We start from the raw sequence: 15,786 nt of genomic DNA, 5'->3' as shown, positions 1-15,786 counted from the left end.
TCGAGGTCAAGCGATGCAGGAGGAACTGAGCGTGGGGCAGGTGGCCGCGCGCAGCGGGGTGGCCGTGTCGGCGCTGCATTTCTACGAGAGCAAGGGCCTGATCCGCAGCATGCGCACCGCCGGAAACCAGCGCCGCTATACGCGCGACGTGCTGCGGCGGCTGGCGGTGATCCGCGTGGCGCAACGCGTCGGCGTGCCGCTGGACAGCGTCAAGGCCGCCTTCGCGCAGTTGCCCGACGCGCGCACCCCGACCCGCGCCGAGTGGGCACGGATGTCGGCGGTGTGGCGCGAGGAACTGGACGCACGCATCCTGCAGCTGACCCGCCTGCGCCACCAGCTCACCGACTGCATCGGTTGCGGCTGCCTGTCGCTGCGCCGCTGCCGGCTGAGCAACCCGGCCGACACCCTGGCCGCGCACGGCGACGGCCCGCAGCGCTGGGCGGAGGAGTGATCGGCACGGCTGCACGCAGTCACCGCGTGTGGTGTTGGTTAGGTGGCCTGGTCTGGCCTCCGTAGGAGCGGCTTCAGCCGCGACGGGCGTTACCGGTTACGCCCCGTCGCGGCTGATCCCAAACAGGGGACAAGAGCCGCCCCTACGACACGCGACTTGAACCCAGACGCTGTGGGAGGGACTTCAGTCCCGACGCGATGCCGGTGGATGTCGCGGCATTGCCGCTTGTGTGCGTTCGGATGATGGGAGGGTGATCGCCTTGAGCATGGCGCGAATGTGGGTCACGGGTACCGAACTTGTCGAGAATACTGGAGCCGTGCCGCTTCACCGTGCCCTTCAGCGGCGACGAGCGAAGATTATGACGCACCTGACGCTGCATGCAGTCGGGACTGAAGTCCCTCCCACAATGCGTATCCGATGATCACCTTGTTCGGTGTCCGTATGTCGGGGTGTCCTAGGAGCGGCTTCAGCCTCGACCGGGCCTTCCCGGTAATGCCCGGTCGCGGCTGAAGCCGCTCCTACAGATGGGACGGCGCACGTGGGACGGCGCGCGCAGAACGCTGCACGCGCTAGAAATTACGGGTGAACCGCACCGTGCCGCTGCCGTCGGCGCTGCGCACCTGCACCACGAAGCGCAACTGGTCGTGGGCGCTGCTGCGCACGGTGCCGACGTAGTCGGTGTAGGCGTCGGTGCGGACCGCGCGCAGCGCCACCGGCTGGCGCTGGCCGCTGAGGTCGGTCGCCACCGCCTCCACCGTGCCCACCGCCGGCGCTTCCTCGCCACCGTGCAGGGTGCGCAGTGCGATCATCACCAGGGCGCTGTCGGCTTCGCGGGCGATGCCGTAGCGGCGCGCGACGTCTTCGCTCATCGCCAATGTGGGCAAGGCGTTGTAGTGCACGCGCAGCGCGCCGAAATCGGCCTGCGCCGGTGTGGCTGCGAGCAGTGTCGCTGGACGTGGGGTGTCCTGGTCCGAGCAGGCGGCCAGGGCCAGGCACAGCAGCGCAGCGGGCAGGACACGCATCGGCGTTCTCCGGATCAGTCGTCGTTGGCGGCGGACAGGGCACGGCCGCGGGCGGCCGCCGCGGCGATCGCGGCCGCGGTCAGCGCCTCGAAGCCGCCGTGCTGGAAGGTCTCGATCGCGGCCTGGGTGGTGCCGTTGGGCGAGGTCACGCGGCGGCGCAGTTCGCTCGGCGCCTCGCCGGACTCGGTGAGCATGCGCGCCGCGCCGAGCACAGTCTGCAGGGTCAGGGTGCGCGCGGTGTCGGCGGGCAGGCCCTGGGCGATGCCCGCCGCTTCCATCGCCTCGGCGAGCAGGAACACGTAGGCGGGGCCGCTGCCGGAGACCGCGGTGACCGCATCGATCAGCGCCTCGTCCTCGACCCACACGGTGACGCCAGCGGCGGCCAGCACGCGCTCGGCGTGGGCGCGCTGGCCGGCATCGACGCCGACGCTGGCGAACAGGCCGGTGACGCCGGCGCCGAGCAGGGCTGGGGTGTTGGGCATCGCGCGAACCAGGGCGTGGCCGCCACCGAGCCAACGGTCCAGTTGCGCGGTAGTGATGCCGGCGGCGATGGACACCAGCAGCGGCCGCTGCGCCTGCGCCAACGCGGCCAGCTCGCTGCAGACCCCGCGCAGCACCTGCGGCTTGACCGCGAACATCCACAGCGCCGCGCCGTCGGCGGCCTCGGCCGCGGAGGCGACCGCGTGGACGCCGTACTCGGCGACCAGCGCCTCACGCAGCGCCGCCACCGGCTCGGCCACGCGGATGCGGTGCGGATCGGTGCCTTGCCGAACCAGCCCGGCGATCAGGCTGCGCGCCATGTTGCCGCCGCCGATGAAGGCGATATCGGCCGCGTGGGAATCGGGGGAAGCGGAAGCCATGTGCGCACCGTCGCGAAGAGGGAGCGCCATGGTAGCGGCTGCGCCGCGCCGCGTTGCTGCGGTGCGGCGCGGCCCGGATCACGCTGCGGAAGAACGCGCCGGCCGCCATGCGGACCGGCGCGACGGACTCAGTTGGACTCGGTGAAGGTGATCGACGGCGTGCTGCCGCCGGCCGTCGAGCAGCTGCCCAGGTTGAGGTTGTTGGTTTCGCCGGTGCTGCCGGCGTTGGCCGCGCAGGTCGGGGCGGCGGTGGAGCCGTTGGTGGCGGCCACCTTCACCGTGATCGACGAGCCGGAGTTGAAGTTGGCGCTGGAACCGCCGGCGTTGCCGACCACGTTGAACTCGGCGTCCTTCCACACCGTGGCCAGCTTGACCACGCTGTCCTTGGCGCTGACGCTGTAGGCGGTGCCGTTGTTGGTGAAGGTGATGGTGTCGTTGCCGTTGGCGGTGGCCGAACCGGTCAGCTTGAGGTTGGCCAACTGCGTGGCCGGCACGTCCGGCGCGCTGACCGCGTTGCTGTTGCGGTAGCAGTCCGAGCCGCCGCCGCTCATCCAGCCGCTCGGGCAGCTGCTGCCGTAGCCGATCAGCCAGTACTGCATGAACACCGCGGCCTGGCCCTGGGTCTCGTAGTCGGTGGCGTAGACGAACTGCTGCCACACGGTGCAGCCGGAGCGGCCGCCGCAGACGCTGGTGGTGGCGTCGTAGTTGGAGTTGATCTGCAGCGAATACTCGTTCGGGCCGAGGATGCCGCCGCCGCCGAAGGCCGCCACGCCGACGCCTTTCTCCGACGTCACGCCGGTGACCTGCGGGAAGCTGCCCACGGCCTTGCTGATCAGGGTGCTGGAGCGCAGCGCGTAGTCGTAGCCGTTGCCGGTGGTTTCGGTGGCGCCGAAGCGGATCTTGTGCGGCACCGGATGCAGGTGGCGGGTCAGGGTCTTGCACACGTCCGTTTGCCACTGCGTGTCGGGGTAGCTGGCATGGAAGCAGCCTTCCGCCGGCGTCGGTTGATGCGCCATGGTTTCGCGCCAGGCGGTGCGCGCCTGGACTTCCGCCGGCGACATCATCGCTTCTTCGTTGGTCCAGGCCGGCGTCGCCGTCGGCGCGGCCATGGCCGCGGGGACGTGCAGCAGACCGATGAAGCAGGAAGCGAACAGCAATCGGGTGGATGCTTGCATCTGTGACCTCGTTCGAGCCGAGCGCATTCGGCGATGGACTGCGGAGGACCCGCGGTCGGCCGCCATGTGAAGCGAAGCGCCTGCGTCTGAAACGTGACTGAATTAACGGTTCGCAACCGTGTCGCATCGTTCAGGAAGCGCTGTCGGCGCGAACCTTTCATTCATCCTGAAAATCTATGGTTTTCAAGTAGATCGGCTACGACAGAATTCCGATGTTGGTGAATCGTTTTTGAAGGTGTCGTAGACAAATCATCACGATGTCACGGGCGATGCGGTAATGCGGCACGGCAGCAGCCGGTTCAGCCGGAAACGCGCGGGCCGCGCGCGCCGAACAGGGCCGTGCCGACCCGCACCATGGTGGCGCCGGCGGCGATGGCGTCGGCGAAGTCGCCGCTCATGCCCATGGACAAGGTGTCGACCTGCGGATGCGCGGCGCGCAGTCGCACGAACAACGCATGCATGCGCGCGAATGCGTCGATGCGGCGCTCGGCCTCCGGCCACGGCGCGGGAATGGCCATCAACCCGCGCAAGGCCAGCGCCGGCTGTGCGGCGATGGCCGCGGCCAGGGTGTCCACGGCGTCGGGCTGGCAGCCATGCTTGCTGGCCTCGTCGTCGATGTTGACCTGGATCAACACGTTCAGCGGCGCGCGCGCCGGCGCAGCCGCACGACCCTTGGCCAGGGCGGCGATCAGCTTGGGCCGGTCCACCGTCTGCACCCAGTCGAACAGCGTCGCCGCCTGTTCGGCCTTGTTCGACTGCAGGTGGCCGATCAGATGCCACTCCAGTCCGGCCTCGGCCAGCGCGGCGATCTTGGCCGCCGCTTCCTGCACGTAGTTCTCGCCGAACGCGCGCTGCCCCTGTGCGGCCAGTGCCGCCACGGCCTCGGCCGGCTGGGTCTTGGACACTGCCAGCAAGTGCGCGTGCGGGCGCCCTGCGGCGTCGGCGGCGCGGTCCATGTCCAGGCGGATCTGTTGCAGCGGCGAGAGGGGCACAGGCGGCGTTCCGGCAAAGGGAAGGGCGCTATACTGCCGGCCGGGGAATCATCCTTCCAGTCGCAGCCCAAGGGGAAAAGCAGCGTATGGATATCGCTGAACTATTGGCGTTCTCGGTCAAGAACAAGGCGTCCGACCTGCACCTGTCCGCGGGCCTGCCGCCGATGATCCGGGTCGATGGCGACGTCCGCCGCATCAACATTCCGGCGCTGGACCACAAGCAGGTGCACGCGCTTGTCTACGACATCATGTCGGACAAGCAGCGCCGCGACTACGAGGAATTCCTCGAGGTCGACTTCTCCTTCGAAATTCCCAGCCTGGCGCGCTTCCGCGTCAACGCGTTCAACCAGAACCGCGGCGCCGGCGCGGTGTTCCGCACCATTCCCTCGGAAGTGCTGACCCTGGAAGACCTCGGCTGCCCGCCGATCTTCCGCCAGCTGATCGACCAGCCGCAGGGCCTGATCCTGGTCACCGGGCCGACCGGCTCGGGCAAGTCGACCACGCTCGCCGGCATGATCGACTACATCAACAAGAACGAATACGGCCACATCCTCACCGTCGAGGATCCGATCGAATTCGTGCACACCTCGCAGAAGTGCCTGATCAACCAGCGCGAGGTGCACCGCGACACCCACGGCTTCAACGAGGCGCTGCGCTCGGCGCTGCGCGAAGACCCGGACATCATCCTGGTCGGCGAATTGCGCGACCTGGAAACCATCCGCCTGGCGCTGACCGCCGCGGAGACCGGCCACCTGGTGTTCGGCACCCTGCACACCAGTTCGGCGGCCAAGACCATCGACCGCATCATCGACGTGTTCCCCGCCGGCGAGAAGCCGATGGTGCGCTCGATGCTGTCCGAATCGCTGCGCGCGGTGATTTCGCAGGCGCTGCTGAAGAAGGTCGGCGGCGGCCGCACCGCGGCCTGGGAGATCATGGTCGGCACCCCCGCCATCCGCAACCTGATCCGCGAGGACAAGGTGGCGCAGATGTACTCGGCGATCCAGACCGGCCAGCAGAACGGCATGCAGACCCTGGACCAGCACCTGCAGGACCTGGTCAAGCGCAGCCTGATCACCCGCAACCAGGCCCGCGAATACGCCAAGGACAAGCGGTTGTTCGAGTGAGGCCGGGAATCGGGAATAGGGAATCGGGAATGGGAAGAGCAACGGTCCCATCCTTCCCGCTTCCGGATGCCCGCTGTTGCGATTCCCGATTCTCCATTCCCGATTCTCAGCTCCGAAGGAGCCGACCATGAGCACCATCGACTTCACCTCCTTCCTGAAACTGATGGCGCACCAGAAGGCGTCGGACCTGTTCATCACCTCGGGCATGCCGCCGGCGATCAAGGTGCATGGCAAGATCACGCCGATCACGCAGACGCCGCTGACGCCGCAGCAGAGCCGCGACCTGGTGCTGAACGTGATGACGCCGTCGCAGCGCGAGGAATTCGAGAAGACCCACGAGTGCAACTTCGCCATCGGCGTGGCCGGGGTCGGGCGCTTCCGCGTCAGTTGCTTCTACCAGCGCAACCAGGTCGGCATGGTGCTGCGCCGGATCGAGACGCGCATTCCCAGCGTGGACGAACTGAACCTGCCGCCGGTCATCAAGACCCTGGCGATGACCAAGCGTGGCATCATCATCTTCGTCGGCGCCACCGGCACCGGCAAGTCGACCTCGCTGGCGGCGATGATCGGCTACCGCAACCAGAACTCCACCGGGCACATCATCACCATCGAGGACCCGATCGAATTCGTGCACAAGCACGAGGGCTGCATCATCACCCAGCGCGAGGTCGGCATTGACACCGACAGCTGGGAGAACGCGCTGAAGAACACCCTGCGCCAGGCGCCGGACGTGATCATGATCGGCGAGGTGCGCACCCGCGAGGGCATGGACCACGCCATCTCCTTCGCCGAGACCGGTCACCTGGTGCTGTGCACCCTGCACGCCAACAACGCCAACCAGGCGATGGACCGCGTGATCAACTTCTTCCCCGAAGACCGCCGCAGCCAGCTGCTGATGGATCTGTCGCTGAACCTGCGTGGCGTGGTCGCGCAGCAGCTGATCCCGACCCCGGACGGCAAGGGCCGCCGCGTGGCCATGGAGATCATGCTCGGCACGCCGCTGGTGCAGGACTACATCCGCGAGGGCGAGATCCACAAGCTCAAGGACGTGATGAAGGAGTCCACCAACCTGGGCATGAAGACCTTCGACCAGAGCCTGTTCGAGCTGTACCAGGCCGGCGAGATCAGCTACGAGGATGCGCTGCGCCACGCCGATTCGCAGAACGAGGTGCGCCTGCGCATCAAGCTGGCCCAGGGCGGCGACGCGCGCACCCTGGCGCAGGGCCTGGACGGGGTCGAGATCGCCGAGGTGCGCTGAGCCGTCCGGCAAGCGCGCGCGTCGGCGCCCGGGGCGGTTGAGGGCCCCACGTCGCGGCGGCACGCTCGGCTTCGTTCACGGGTGTCGTGTTTCAGTCCAGCGTCTGCTTTCCGTCGATGGAGGACGGACGCTTCAGCCGAAGGGAGAGAGCCGCGATGAACGACGTGCCTGAACTGCTCTGGTCGACCCAGCCGCATGCCGGCTACTACATCAACTCGGTGGCGGTGTCCGACGATGGCAATGTCATCGTCGCCGGCACCTTTTTCCACCAGTACGGCGGCTTGTCGCAGATTCCCGGGCTGGAGGCGGTGCCGGTCGAGCAACGCAAGATCTTCGAGCGCATCGCGCCTGCGGCCACCCGCAGCGACGTCGGCGGCAACCAGCAGGGATGCTTCGGCACCTATGCCTGGGATCGCGCCGGCAACCGGCTGCTGACGAAGGAGTTCGACGGCTGGCAGGGCGTGTACTGGGTGGACGTGGCGGCGGACGGGGGCACCATGGCCAGCTGCGGCTGGAAGAGCCAGTCGCCGTATGCGGGCTTCGTCGGTGCCTGGGCGGTTCCCGGCGGCGACGAGCTGCTGTCCTTTGCGCTCCCCGTCCGCGGCAACATGGTGGCGCTGGACGCGGGCGGGCGGACCTTGCTGGCCGGCGCCGAGCAGGGCTATCTGTTCTATCGCGAGGGCGATGCGGCGTTCTCCGCCACGCCCGCGTGCATCGCGCTGACCGCCGGGGGCACCGGCGACAGCGCCGACAACGTCATCGCCACCGGCATCGCCGCCGATGGCACGGTCGGGCTGGTGGCCAGCGCACAGGGCGAGATCATCCTGTTCCCGATCGCCGCGGGACAACCGGGGACGCTGACGCGCTGGCAGTTGCCCAAGCAGGCCCGCGTGCATGCCGCGGCGCTGTCGGGCGATGGGCGCCGGGCCTATGCCGGTGCCAGCGACGGCACGCTGTACGCGTTCGACGTGGCGGCGTTCCAGAAAACCCCTGGGCCGGCCTGGACCCAGACGGTGCCCGAGGGCGCCACGACCATCTACGGGGTGGCCTGCGATCGCGCCGGCGACAAGGTCGCGATCGCCGGCAATCTCACCGGTGGTGGCGTCGTCGCCGTGTACGCCGATGCCGGCACCGCCGCGACGCTGCAGTGGACCGCGCATAGCGCGCACTCGCCCAACGACCTGGCGTTCGACCCGGACGGACAATGGCTGGGGCTGGCCGATGGCCATCCCGACGGGACGCCCGGCGCGTTCACGCTCTGGAACGCGGGCGACGGCACGCAGCAATGGTCCTATGGCACGGACAACATGAGCTGGCCGATCCGTCTGAACAGCGGTGCCACGGTGGTGGTGGGCGGCAGCGACGACAGCACGGTCACCGCCTTCGTCGGCCCCGGTTCGGCCGTCGGCCGTGGCCGCGCGGAGTCGGATGGATGACAGGCAGGGACGCCGAGGCGCCGTTTCGCACGCGCGCCGCGGCGCCGCGCCGCCCTGGCGCGCTGGTGCTGCTGTCGGCGGTACTGGTGGTGGCGTGGCTGGCGGTCTTCGAGTTGGCGCGGGTGTTGGGTTATCAGCCGCACACCAGCCTGTGGTTCCCGCCGGTGGCGGTGACGCTGGCCACGTTCATGGTGTTGGGCTGGCGCGGCGCGCCGGCGATCGCCATGGCCTGCGTGCTGGCCACGCTGCTCAGTTTCTATCGCGCGAGCGACCACGCGGCCGTCCCCGACCGTGCGGTGCTGGCCTATGCGCTGCTGTTCACCGCGCAACAGTTCTGCATCTGGGGTGGGCTGGCCTGGCTGCTGCGCCGGGTCGGCCGTGGCGTGTCCTCGACCAGCCTGCCGCGCGTGGTCACCTCCTTCATCCTGGGCGGCGGCGTGGCCGCGCTGCTGTCCGCCTGCCTGGGCGGGGCCGGCCTGGCCGTCACCGGCGCCATCGATCTGCCGACCCTGCTTGCCCAGTCGATCCCATGGGCGATCGGCGACTACGCCGGCCTGCTGGCGCTCGGCCCGCTGGCGATCGTCGCGGTGCTGCGCCTGGCCGAGGCGCTGCGGATCGTGCCGCAGCCGGGCATCCCGCGCTTCTCGGGGATGATCGCGCCCGCCGGCAGTGTGTCGGGCTATCTGGTCAAGCTGGCGCTGCTGCTCGGCGTCACCCTGGCGGTGATGGGGTTGGCCGCCGCTTTGCCGCGGCAGCCGGCGGTGGTGTTCGCGCTGTTCGTGGTGGTGGTCATCCAGTTGTGGATCGTGCATACCCACGGGATGCTGCAGGCGCTGGTGGCGATCGCCGCCTTCAGCCTGCTGATCGCCCTGGCCACGCCCTTGCTGCGGCTCGAGGCGCAGGCGCTGGCGCTGCAGTTCGCCATGATCAGCCTGGCGGCGAACAGCTACTTCGGGCTGGCGGTCCCGGGGCTCTACGCCGACAACACGCGGTTGCGCCATGCGCTGGTACGCGATCCGGTGACCGGGGCGCTGTCGCGGACCGGATTCCTGGAGCAGGTGCTCAACGATCTGCAACTGGCCGCGCAGGATCCGCGTCCGCTGGCGGTGATCGTCGCCGACATGGACAACCTCAAGGCGATCAACGACCAGTTCGGACATGCCGCCGGCGATGCCGCCCTGCGCGCCTTCGTCAAGCGCTGCCGGCGCTGCCTGCGGCCGGGCCAGTTGCTGGGGCGTCGCGGGGGCGACGAATTCGCGCTGTATCTGCCGCTGACCACGCCGGAGCGGGCGGATGCGCTGATCGACGCGCTGCGCGGGGCGCTGGCCAAACCCGGCGACGACGACGGCTTCGCGACCGCCCTGTCGGCCAGCTTCGGCCTGGCCCTGTGCAGCCTGCGGGATCTGGACGCGGAAGCGTTGGAGGAACTGCTCGCACGCGCGGATGCGGAGATGTACGCGGACAAGCGGCAGCGCCGCGCCGTGGCGGTGCGGTGAGGGTTGCGCTTGTCCCGTCTGGAGAAGGTGGCCCGCAGGGGGCGGATGAGGGGAGGGCGGAGCCTCGTGGTCTTGGTTCGGCGGGACGCCTTCGCGCCGTACCCTCACCCCAACCCCTCTCCCGAGGGGAGAGGGGCTTTGCTGTTCCTTCTCCCCTCGGGAGAAGGTGCCCCGAAGAGGCGGATGAGGGTACGGGCGGAGCCTCGTGCGTCCTGGCGCTGCGAGACGCTTCGCGCTGTACCCTCACCCCAACCCCTCTCCCGAGGGGAGAGGAGCTTTAGCCGTTCCTTCTCCCCTCGGGAGAAGGTGCCCCGAAGGGGCGGATGAGGGTACGGGCGGAGCCTCGTGGTCTTGGTTCGGCGGGCCGCGTTCGCGCCGTACCCTCACCCCAACCCCTCTCCCGGTGGGAGAGGGGCTTTAGTCGTTCCTTCTCCCGCCGGGAGAAGGTGCCACGAAGGGGCGGATGAGGGTGCGGTAAGCCAGAATGCCACCCATGCAAACAGACAACCCCTACGCCGCTCCCGTCGCCACGCTGCCCGACACCGAGAGCGCTGCGGCAACCGCCGACCCACTGTCCATGCTGTTCGCGCCCTCGACGGCCAAGCTGGCGTTGTTGTGCGCGACCAGCTTCGGCTGGTACGCGCTGTACTGGTTCTACCGCAACTGGCGCGCCTTGCGCCTGCTGTCCGGGCGCCGGCGCATCTCCCCGGTGTGGCGCTCGGTGTTCTCGTTGATCTGGGTGTTCGCCTGCTTTCGCGGGCTTGAACGCACCGTCGGCGCGCAGCGCGGCGCGCTGGTCGGCTGGCTCGGGCCGGCGCTGGCCTATGTCTGCCTGAGCCTGCTGGGCGCGTGGCCCTCCGCGTTGTCCTTGTTGACGCTGCTGACGTGGACGCCGGTCGTGCTGGTCAACCAGCGCCTGGCGCGGTTCAAGCAGGCGCGCGGGCTGCCGCGCGGCGTGGTGGAGCGGTTCAACGCCTGGACGTGGACGTGGCTGGCCATCGCCGGGCCGGTGGTGTTGCTGGTGGTGATCTCGATGGTGAGGGCGGTGACCGTCGGCCTCCCCGTCCACATCGCTCTGCCACAGCGATAGGTCGCGAACGCTCGGCGGAATCGGGGGAGGCCACAGGGTCGGCATCCGGTGCCGACACGCGGCAGGGACGATCCGCTGCGCGTCTTCAAAGTTTCATGTGCAACCACCTCCTGGCTGGTGTCTAATACCGCCCCCCACGCTGTGCCCCTCCCGTGAGCCTTCCCGATTCCGATCTGCGTCCGGACCTGGACCCATTGCCCGACGACGGCACCGTCGTCACCGCCGGACCGCTGACGCCGCCGCCGGATTCGGCCGGCACCGTGCAGGATGCGCGCGCGCTGCGCCACAGCGTGGCCGAGGATGTGCAGGGGATGGTGCTGGCGACCCTGGTGGCCTCGCTGGGGCTGGCGGTGTTCGCCCATGGCGGCCTGATGATCGGCGGCATGGCCGGCGTGGCGTTCCTGCTGCACTACGCGCTGGGCTGGAACTTCGGCTTGATGTTCGTGCTGGTCAACCTGCCGTTCTATTGGCTGGCGGTGCGGCGCATGGGCTGGGAATTCACCCTCAAGACCTTTGTCGCGGTCGCCGCCTGCGGCCTGCTGACCGACCTGCTGCCGCGCTGGGCGCAGTACGCGACGATGACGCCGCTTTATTCGGCGTTGGTCGGCGGCGCGCTGGTCGGACTCGGCATCCTGTTCTTCATCCGCCACCGCGCCAGCTTGGGCGGCGTCGGTATCCTTGCGGTCTACCTGCAGCGCAGCCGCGGCTGGAGTGCGGGCAAGGTGCAGATGAGCTTCGACGCGGCGCTGATGGCGGTGGCGTTCTGGCTGCTGGCGCCGCAACAGGTGCTGTACTCGGCGATCGGCGCAGTGGTGCTGAGCCTGGTGCTGATGTTCAACCATCGCGCCGGGCGCTACATGGGCGTGTGAGTCCACGGCCGGTCGCCGTCGCGCGATCGGCGATGTACGCATCGCCGCATGCAGGTGTTCCTCGCGGATGCGCGAACGTCTCGCGATCTGCACGCACCGCATCTGATCACGCATCACCTGCATGCACCGGCTGCAGGCCAACGACGCATTGTCGCGCCGTGCTGCGCGCGACAGCCGCCGCGCTGCACGGCAACTGTCTACGGAATCTCCGCGGTGTCTACGGAATGGTCTTGCCGCTCGAGTGTGACGCAGCGCATGCTGACCTTGCAGAAAGGGTGAGTGCGCACAGATGGCGCATGCGATCGCGGGGAGCGCGATCCACCTGCACGACATGACCATGATGTTCGACGCCGCGCCTGCGCGGCGGCGCGGTGCCGCCTGTCCGGTGCACTGCGGCGGATGCCGGCGCCTACAGCTTTTCCACGGAACGAGGGCAGTGCGATGAAACGTGCGATGGGATTCGCGGCATTGGTCTGTGTGGTGGTCGCGGCATGTTCTGCCGTGAATCCGGGTGCCAATGGACGTCCTGACACGGGCCCCGGCCCCAACAGCAGTGTGGTGACCAGTACCGACCAACCAGCACCACGACCATGCCTGCCGCCGACCCCCTCTCCCGACTTCCCGAGCTGGTTCCCGCACGCGAAGACGCAGGACCCGAACCTGGCGTCATTTACGTTCGAGACCAATTGCCAGTTCCATCAGTGGTCGTGGAATGCGTTTCTGTGGCTGACTCAGGACGTGGGGGAAGGGCAGCCGCGCTTCCTGAGCATGACCGCCGACGGCATCGCCGGTATCCCCGATGGCGTGCTCGACCCGCTGATCGGGCGCTCGCAGCAGGCGCGCACCGTTGAACTGATCGAGCAGGCAGGGCCGGATGGCGTGCTGGTGGATCGTGACGGACGCGCGGTGTACTACTCGATCCACTCCAACGACGTGTTCGGCAACTTCATCGCCAGCAAAAATTTGAAGGATCCCGAGACGCTGCGCCACTTCGATGCCGACACGCCGTTCCCGGTCGGCAGCATGACCCTGAAGGCGGCCTGGAAAGTGGTGCAACCGGGCGAGGATGTGTCCGGGTTCTATACCCGCCAGGCGGAGATCGCGACACTTTACACACGCAAGGGCAAGATCGTGAGCACGGACAAGTCGGGCAAGACCGTGCCCAGGACCGAGACCGTGGCCCTGGTCGGCTTCCACATTGGCGGCACGGTCAAGGGCCACCCGGAAATGATCTGGGCCACCTTCGAGCACCGCAACAACGCGCCGGACGTGACGAAGAACCTCAATCCTGGCGAGCCCGTCTCGAAGAGAGACTGGACCTTCTACAAGGCCGGTACCCCGATCGAGCAATGCAACGTCAACGCGGCCGGTGCCGGTGCGCTCACCTTGAACCAGACGGCGCAGACGCTGAGTCCCGTCACCCAGGTATGCCGCATGGAGCCCTATGGCGGAGAAAAGCCGTGTAGCGGCAGCGACTGCAACATCGACAACATCAAGGCGCTCAATGCCTCGGTACAGACCCAGTTGAACGATGTGTGGAAGAACTACTTCGAGGTCGGTGCCATCTGGTTCGTCGCCCCCGATGCTTTGAAGCCCAATTGCACGTTCCAGCCCGGGTCGGCGTTGGAGTGCATTCCTAAGCCGACACCCGCGGGTGCGCCGCCGCTGATCACCGGCTCGATCAAGCTGTCCAACTCCACCATCGAGACCTTCACCCAGGTGCAGAGCACGCAGAACAACTGCTTCGCCTGCCATAACACCACGCAGGTCATCTCGTCCGATCCGCGCGCGCAGTCGTTGCCGGGGCTGAACGTCAACATCAGCCACGTGGTGATCAACGACTACTTCCAGGCGCAGGTGCCGCAGAAGGCACCACCGGCAGCGCGGCCGGCCACGCCGCGCTGAAGCGCGCCCCTCTCACCCGGACCAGGAGCAAGTCATCATGACCAGCAACGTGTTTCGCGTGCATCCGGCGATCGGTATCGGCCGCGTCGGCGACAGCCAGGAGTTCTATTTGGCACCGGTCACCGCGGCCGGTACCCGCGACGCCGACGGCATGTTCGGCGGACTGCCGGTGCAACCGGGAACCGAGTCCACGCCGATCTCCGAGCACGACTTCCGCGATGCCGCCGGCAACGTCAAGCGCCAGGCGGCGCGCTTCCATATCTACGCCTATCCCAGCGGCAGTTCCGGCACCTATCCCAACGGCGGCGGCGTGCGCGTGGACGTGGGTAGCGTCGTCGATGGCAAGCGGGTCAAGGACATCGTCTGGACCGTGCATCTTGCCAACAAAAAGCTCAACAACTATTCGACGGTGAGCAAGGACGGCAAGTTTCGCGGCATCGGCGCATACGAGTCACCCAGCCTATTGGAACTGCGCAATGCGGACTACACCAAGTCCGGCGACCCCAACGACCCGGTGCGCCTTCGGCAGTTGGTGATCGATCCCGGCCCGCGCGCGATCAGCGCCGCGGCTGCCAATGCCTCCGTGGTCGGCTTCGACACGCGCACTCCGGCCAGCTATGCCGATGCCAGTGGCGCTATCCGCCAGCAGCCAGACTATCCGCGCAGCTTCCCGGCCGACTTCCATCAGCTTCATGAGCCGCTGGGGCCACTGGATTCGCTCGGCGCCATGCGGGTGGAGTCGGGCACCGGCGCGTTGATCGTCGCTGGCGGCTTCGCCCGGACCTCGGCGGTGATAGGGGCCGACGGCAAGTATCCGGAGTTGGGCGACCCGACCGAGAACGGCCTGTGGTTCGACGATGCCGCCGATGGCCCGGTCAATGCCGTGTTGCTGTTCACCGACGGCAGCACCGCCAGCGTGCAGGGCGCGTGGTACGTCACCGGCGATCCGGGCTATGCGCCGCAGACGCGCAACGTGGTCTCCACCTGGGATGACGTCTACGACGTGTGGGTACGCGAATTGGGCTTGGTGCCGTCGCTATACGCCAACGGCGACTTCCTTGCCAGCTACCGGCCGTCCTTCAGCGACGACATCCAGCCGATCTTCCACGCGGCGATGCTACAGCGGTGGAACACCAACCTGCCGAAGGGGGCGATCAAGGGGCACGACATGATCGGGGCGATCCAGCCGACCGACGACCCGACCGTGAAGATCCCCAACCTGAAGACGCTGATCCGCGACCCAGCCTCCAGCGACGATGCCAAGACCGGCTCGCCGATGATGCCGCTTTCTCTAGGCGACGCGCAGAAGAGCTTCCTCAGTGTCAGTTCCACCCAGTATTTTTTGCTGAGCCAGTGGCACAGCAAAAACTACGCGCAAGGCGGCGCACCCGTGTTGGGTGCCGGCGAAGTGCTGGACCGTGTCACCCTGCAGAATTGCCTGGGCGGGCGCTACAGCCCGGGGATCGAGGTGTCGTTCCCGATCCGCGACGTCAATCTCTACGTGCAGGACTGGCAGGCCAAGGACTGCGGGCCGTTCCGCATCAACCAGGCGTCGCTGGACTACAGCAAGGCGAGCAAGGACAGCGCGCTGCTGAGCTTCGGCTATGTGCCGCTGCAAACGCATCCGGTGGAGCCGGGCGACCTGTCCAAGTTCATGTCGGTGCCGTGGCATACCGACTACAACTCGTGCGCCACCCATCTACCCGATCCCAATCCGGGGAAGGACACGGTGAATCCGAACAACACCCTGTTCTGGTCGTGGCCGTCGGAGCGGCCGTTCGCGGTGTATCCGGCGCAGTTGTGCCAGGTCGATCCGGACGACGACACCTGGTACCTGGGACCGCAGGTGTACTCGGTGCGCGGCACCGGCACCGACAGCCCGTATCCGACCAGGGCCGGGCGCTTCCAGGCGTATGCGGACTTCGTCGCCAACTGGTCCAAGGTCGGCTTCGTCATCAGCGGATCGCAGATCGCTCAGGTGCCCGGCAAGCCGCCGTATCCGCCCGAGTTGTTTCTCGAAGTGGCGAGCCGGTTCGATCCGGGCAAGGAGTTCGTCGCACCCTGGCCGATGGCGAACGTGCCAGTCGATCCGGATCTGCCATGAGCGC

At 67.9% G+C, this 15,786-nt stretch carries 13 protein-coding genes; 9 read left to right on the top strand and 4 right to left on the bottom strand.

Annotated elements, in window-relative coordinates:
• Positions 1-13: 13 nt before the first annotated feature.
• The gene (soxR, locus tag AC1PLR_RS14190; protein WP_010344143.1) at positions 14-451 is read left to right on the top strand and encodes a redox-sensitive transcriptional activator SoxR; all 438 of its coding nucleotides are present in this window, start codon (positions 14-16) and stop codon (positions 449-451) included.
• A gap of 569 nt (positions 452-1,020) precedes the next feature.
• Here the strand turns inward: soxR and AC1PLR_RS14185 are convergent.
• From AC1PLR_RS14185 to AC1PLR_RS14170, 4 genes are all read right to left on the bottom strand, one after another.
• A complete protein-coding gene (locus AC1PLR_RS14185) occupies positions 1,021-1,473 on the bottom strand; it encodes a DUF4426 domain-containing protein (RefSeq protein ID WP_420009367.1) in 453 nt (150 codons plus the stop codon).
• Between the two features lie 14 nt (positions 1,474-1,487).
• A complete protein-coding gene (proC, locus tag AC1PLR_RS14180; protein WP_481101394.1) occupies positions 1,488-2,333 on the bottom strand; it encodes a pyrroline-5-carboxylate reductase in 846 nt (281 codons plus the stop codon).
• 128 nt (positions 2,334-2,461) lie between these two features.
• Positions 2,462-3,490: a hypothetical protein gene (locus tag AC1PLR_RS14175; protein ID WP_010344140.1), complete on the bottom strand. Its 1,029-nt coding sequence runs from the start codon at positions 3,488-3,490 to the stop codon at positions 2,462-2,464.
• A 317-nt stretch (positions 3,491-3,807) separates the two neighbouring features.
• The gene (locus tag AC1PLR_RS14170; protein WP_481103601.1) at positions 3,808-4,464 is read right to left on the bottom strand and encodes a YggS family pyridoxal phosphate-dependent enzyme; all 657 of its coding nucleotides are present in this window, start codon (positions 4,462-4,464) and stop codon (positions 3,808-3,810) included.
• A 122-nt stretch (positions 4,465-4,586) separates the two neighbouring features.
• Here AC1PLR_RS14170 and AC1PLR_RS14165 point away from each other — a divergent pair, with 122 nt between their 5' ends.
• The 8 genes from AC1PLR_RS14165 to AC1PLR_RS14130 all read left to right on the top strand — a co-directional run bounded on the left by AC1PLR_RS14165 (position 4,587) and on the right by AC1PLR_RS14130 (position 15,782).
• Positions 4,587-5,624, top strand: coding sequence for a type IV pilus twitching motility protein PilT (locus AC1PLR_RS14165; protein WP_010344138.1), 1,038 nt, complete (start codon positions 4,587-4,589; stop codon positions 5,622-5,624).
• Positions 5,625-5,751: 127 nt separating this feature from the next.
• Positions 5,752-6,882, top strand: a complete 1,131-nt coding sequence (locus AC1PLR_RS14160) for a PilT/PilU family type 4a pilus ATPase (RefSeq protein ID WP_209029708.1) — start codon at positions 5,752-5,754, stop codon at positions 6,880-6,882.
• Positions 6,883-7,037: 155 nt separating this feature from the next.
• Positions 7,038-8,318: a WD40 repeat domain-containing protein gene (locus tag AC1PLR_RS14155; RefSeq protein WP_481101393.1), complete on the top strand. Its 1,281-nt coding sequence runs from the start codon at positions 7,038-7,040 to the stop codon at positions 8,316-8,318.
• Entirely contained in the window at positions 8,315-9,814 is a 1,500-nt protein-coding gene (locus AC1PLR_RS14150; RefSeq protein ID WP_481101392.1) for a GGDEF domain-containing protein, read from the top strand. The genes AC1PLR_RS14155 and AC1PLR_RS14150 overlap by 4 nt, the downstream gene beginning before the upstream one ends.
• Positions 9,815-10,307: 493 nt before the next feature.
• A complete protein-coding gene (locus tag AC1PLR_RS14145) occupies positions 10,308-10,904 on the top strand; it encodes an MFS transporter permease (RefSeq protein ID WP_481101391.1) in 597 nt (198 codons plus the stop codon).
• A gap of 194 nt (positions 10,905-11,098) precedes the next feature.
• Positions 11,099-11,773, top strand: coding sequence for a YitT family protein (locus AC1PLR_RS14140; RefSeq protein WP_481103600.1), 675 nt, complete (start codon positions 11,099-11,101; stop codon positions 11,771-11,773).
• A gap of 441 nt (positions 11,774-12,214) precedes the next feature.
• Positions 12,215-13,678, top strand: coding sequence for a hypothetical protein (locus AC1PLR_RS14135; RefSeq protein WP_481101390.1), 1,464 nt, complete (start codon positions 12,215-12,217; stop codon positions 13,676-13,678).
• 37 nt (positions 13,679-13,715) lie between these two features.
• On the top strand, positions 13,716-15,782 hold the full coding sequence (locus tag AC1PLR_RS14130; RefSeq protein ID WP_481101389.1) for a LodA/GoxA family CTQ-dependent oxidase: 2,067 nt from the start codon (positions 13,716-13,718) through the stop codon (positions 15,780-15,782).
• Positions 15,783-15,786 lie beyond the last annotated feature (4 nt).

This window comes from Xanthomonas sp. NCPPB 3570, assembly GCF_056725115.1.
The sequence above is the reverse complement of the archived record's forward strand: the minus strand, read 5'-3'. Positions and strand labels throughout refer to the sequence as shown.

Bases quoted from the DNA above. Each gene is read 5' to 3' on its own strand.
- AC1PLR_RS14130 (WP_481101389.1), top strand. From the start codon at position 13,716: ATGACCAGCAACGTGTTTCGCGTGCATCCGGCGATCGGTATCGGCCGC.
- AC1PLR_RS14155 (WP_481101393.1), top strand. From the start codon at position 7,038: ATGAACGACGTGCCTGAACTGCTCTGGTCGACCCAGCCGCATGCCGGC.
- AC1PLR_RS14145 (WP_481101391.1), top strand. From the start codon at position 10,308: ATGCAAACAGACAACCCCTACGCCGCTCCCGTCGCCACGCTGCCCGAC.
- AC1PLR_RS14170 (WP_481103601.1), bottom strand. From the start codon at position 4,464: ATGGACCGCGCCGCCGACGCCGCAGGGCGCCCGCACGCGCACTTGCTG.
- AC1PLR_RS14165 (WP_010344138.1), top strand. From the start codon at position 4,587: ATGGATATCGCTGAACTATTGGCGTTCTCGGTCAAGAACAAGGCGTCC.
- AC1PLR_RS14150 (WP_481101392.1), top strand. From the start codon at position 8,315: ATGACAGGCAGGGACGCCGAGGCGCCGTTTCGCACGCGCGCCGCGGCG.
- soxR (WP_010344143.1), top strand. From the start codon at position 14: ATGCAGGAGGAACTGAGCGTGGGGCAGGTGGCCGCGCGCAGCGGGGTG.
- proC (WP_481101394.1), bottom strand. From the start codon at position 2,333: ATGGCTTCCGCTTCCCCCGATTCCCACGCGGCCGATATCGCCTTCATC.
- AC1PLR_RS14135 (WP_481101390.1), top strand. From the start codon at position 12,215: ATGAAACGTGCGATGGGATTCGCGGCATTGGTCTGTGTGGTGGTCGCG.
- AC1PLR_RS14160 (WP_209029708.1), top strand. From the start codon at position 5,752: ATGAGCACCATCGACTTCACCTCCTTCCTGAAACTGATGGCGCACCAG.
- AC1PLR_RS14185 (WP_420009367.1), bottom strand. From the start codon at position 1,473: ATGCGTGTCCTGCCCGCTGCGCTGCTGTGCCTGGCCCTGGCCGCCTGC.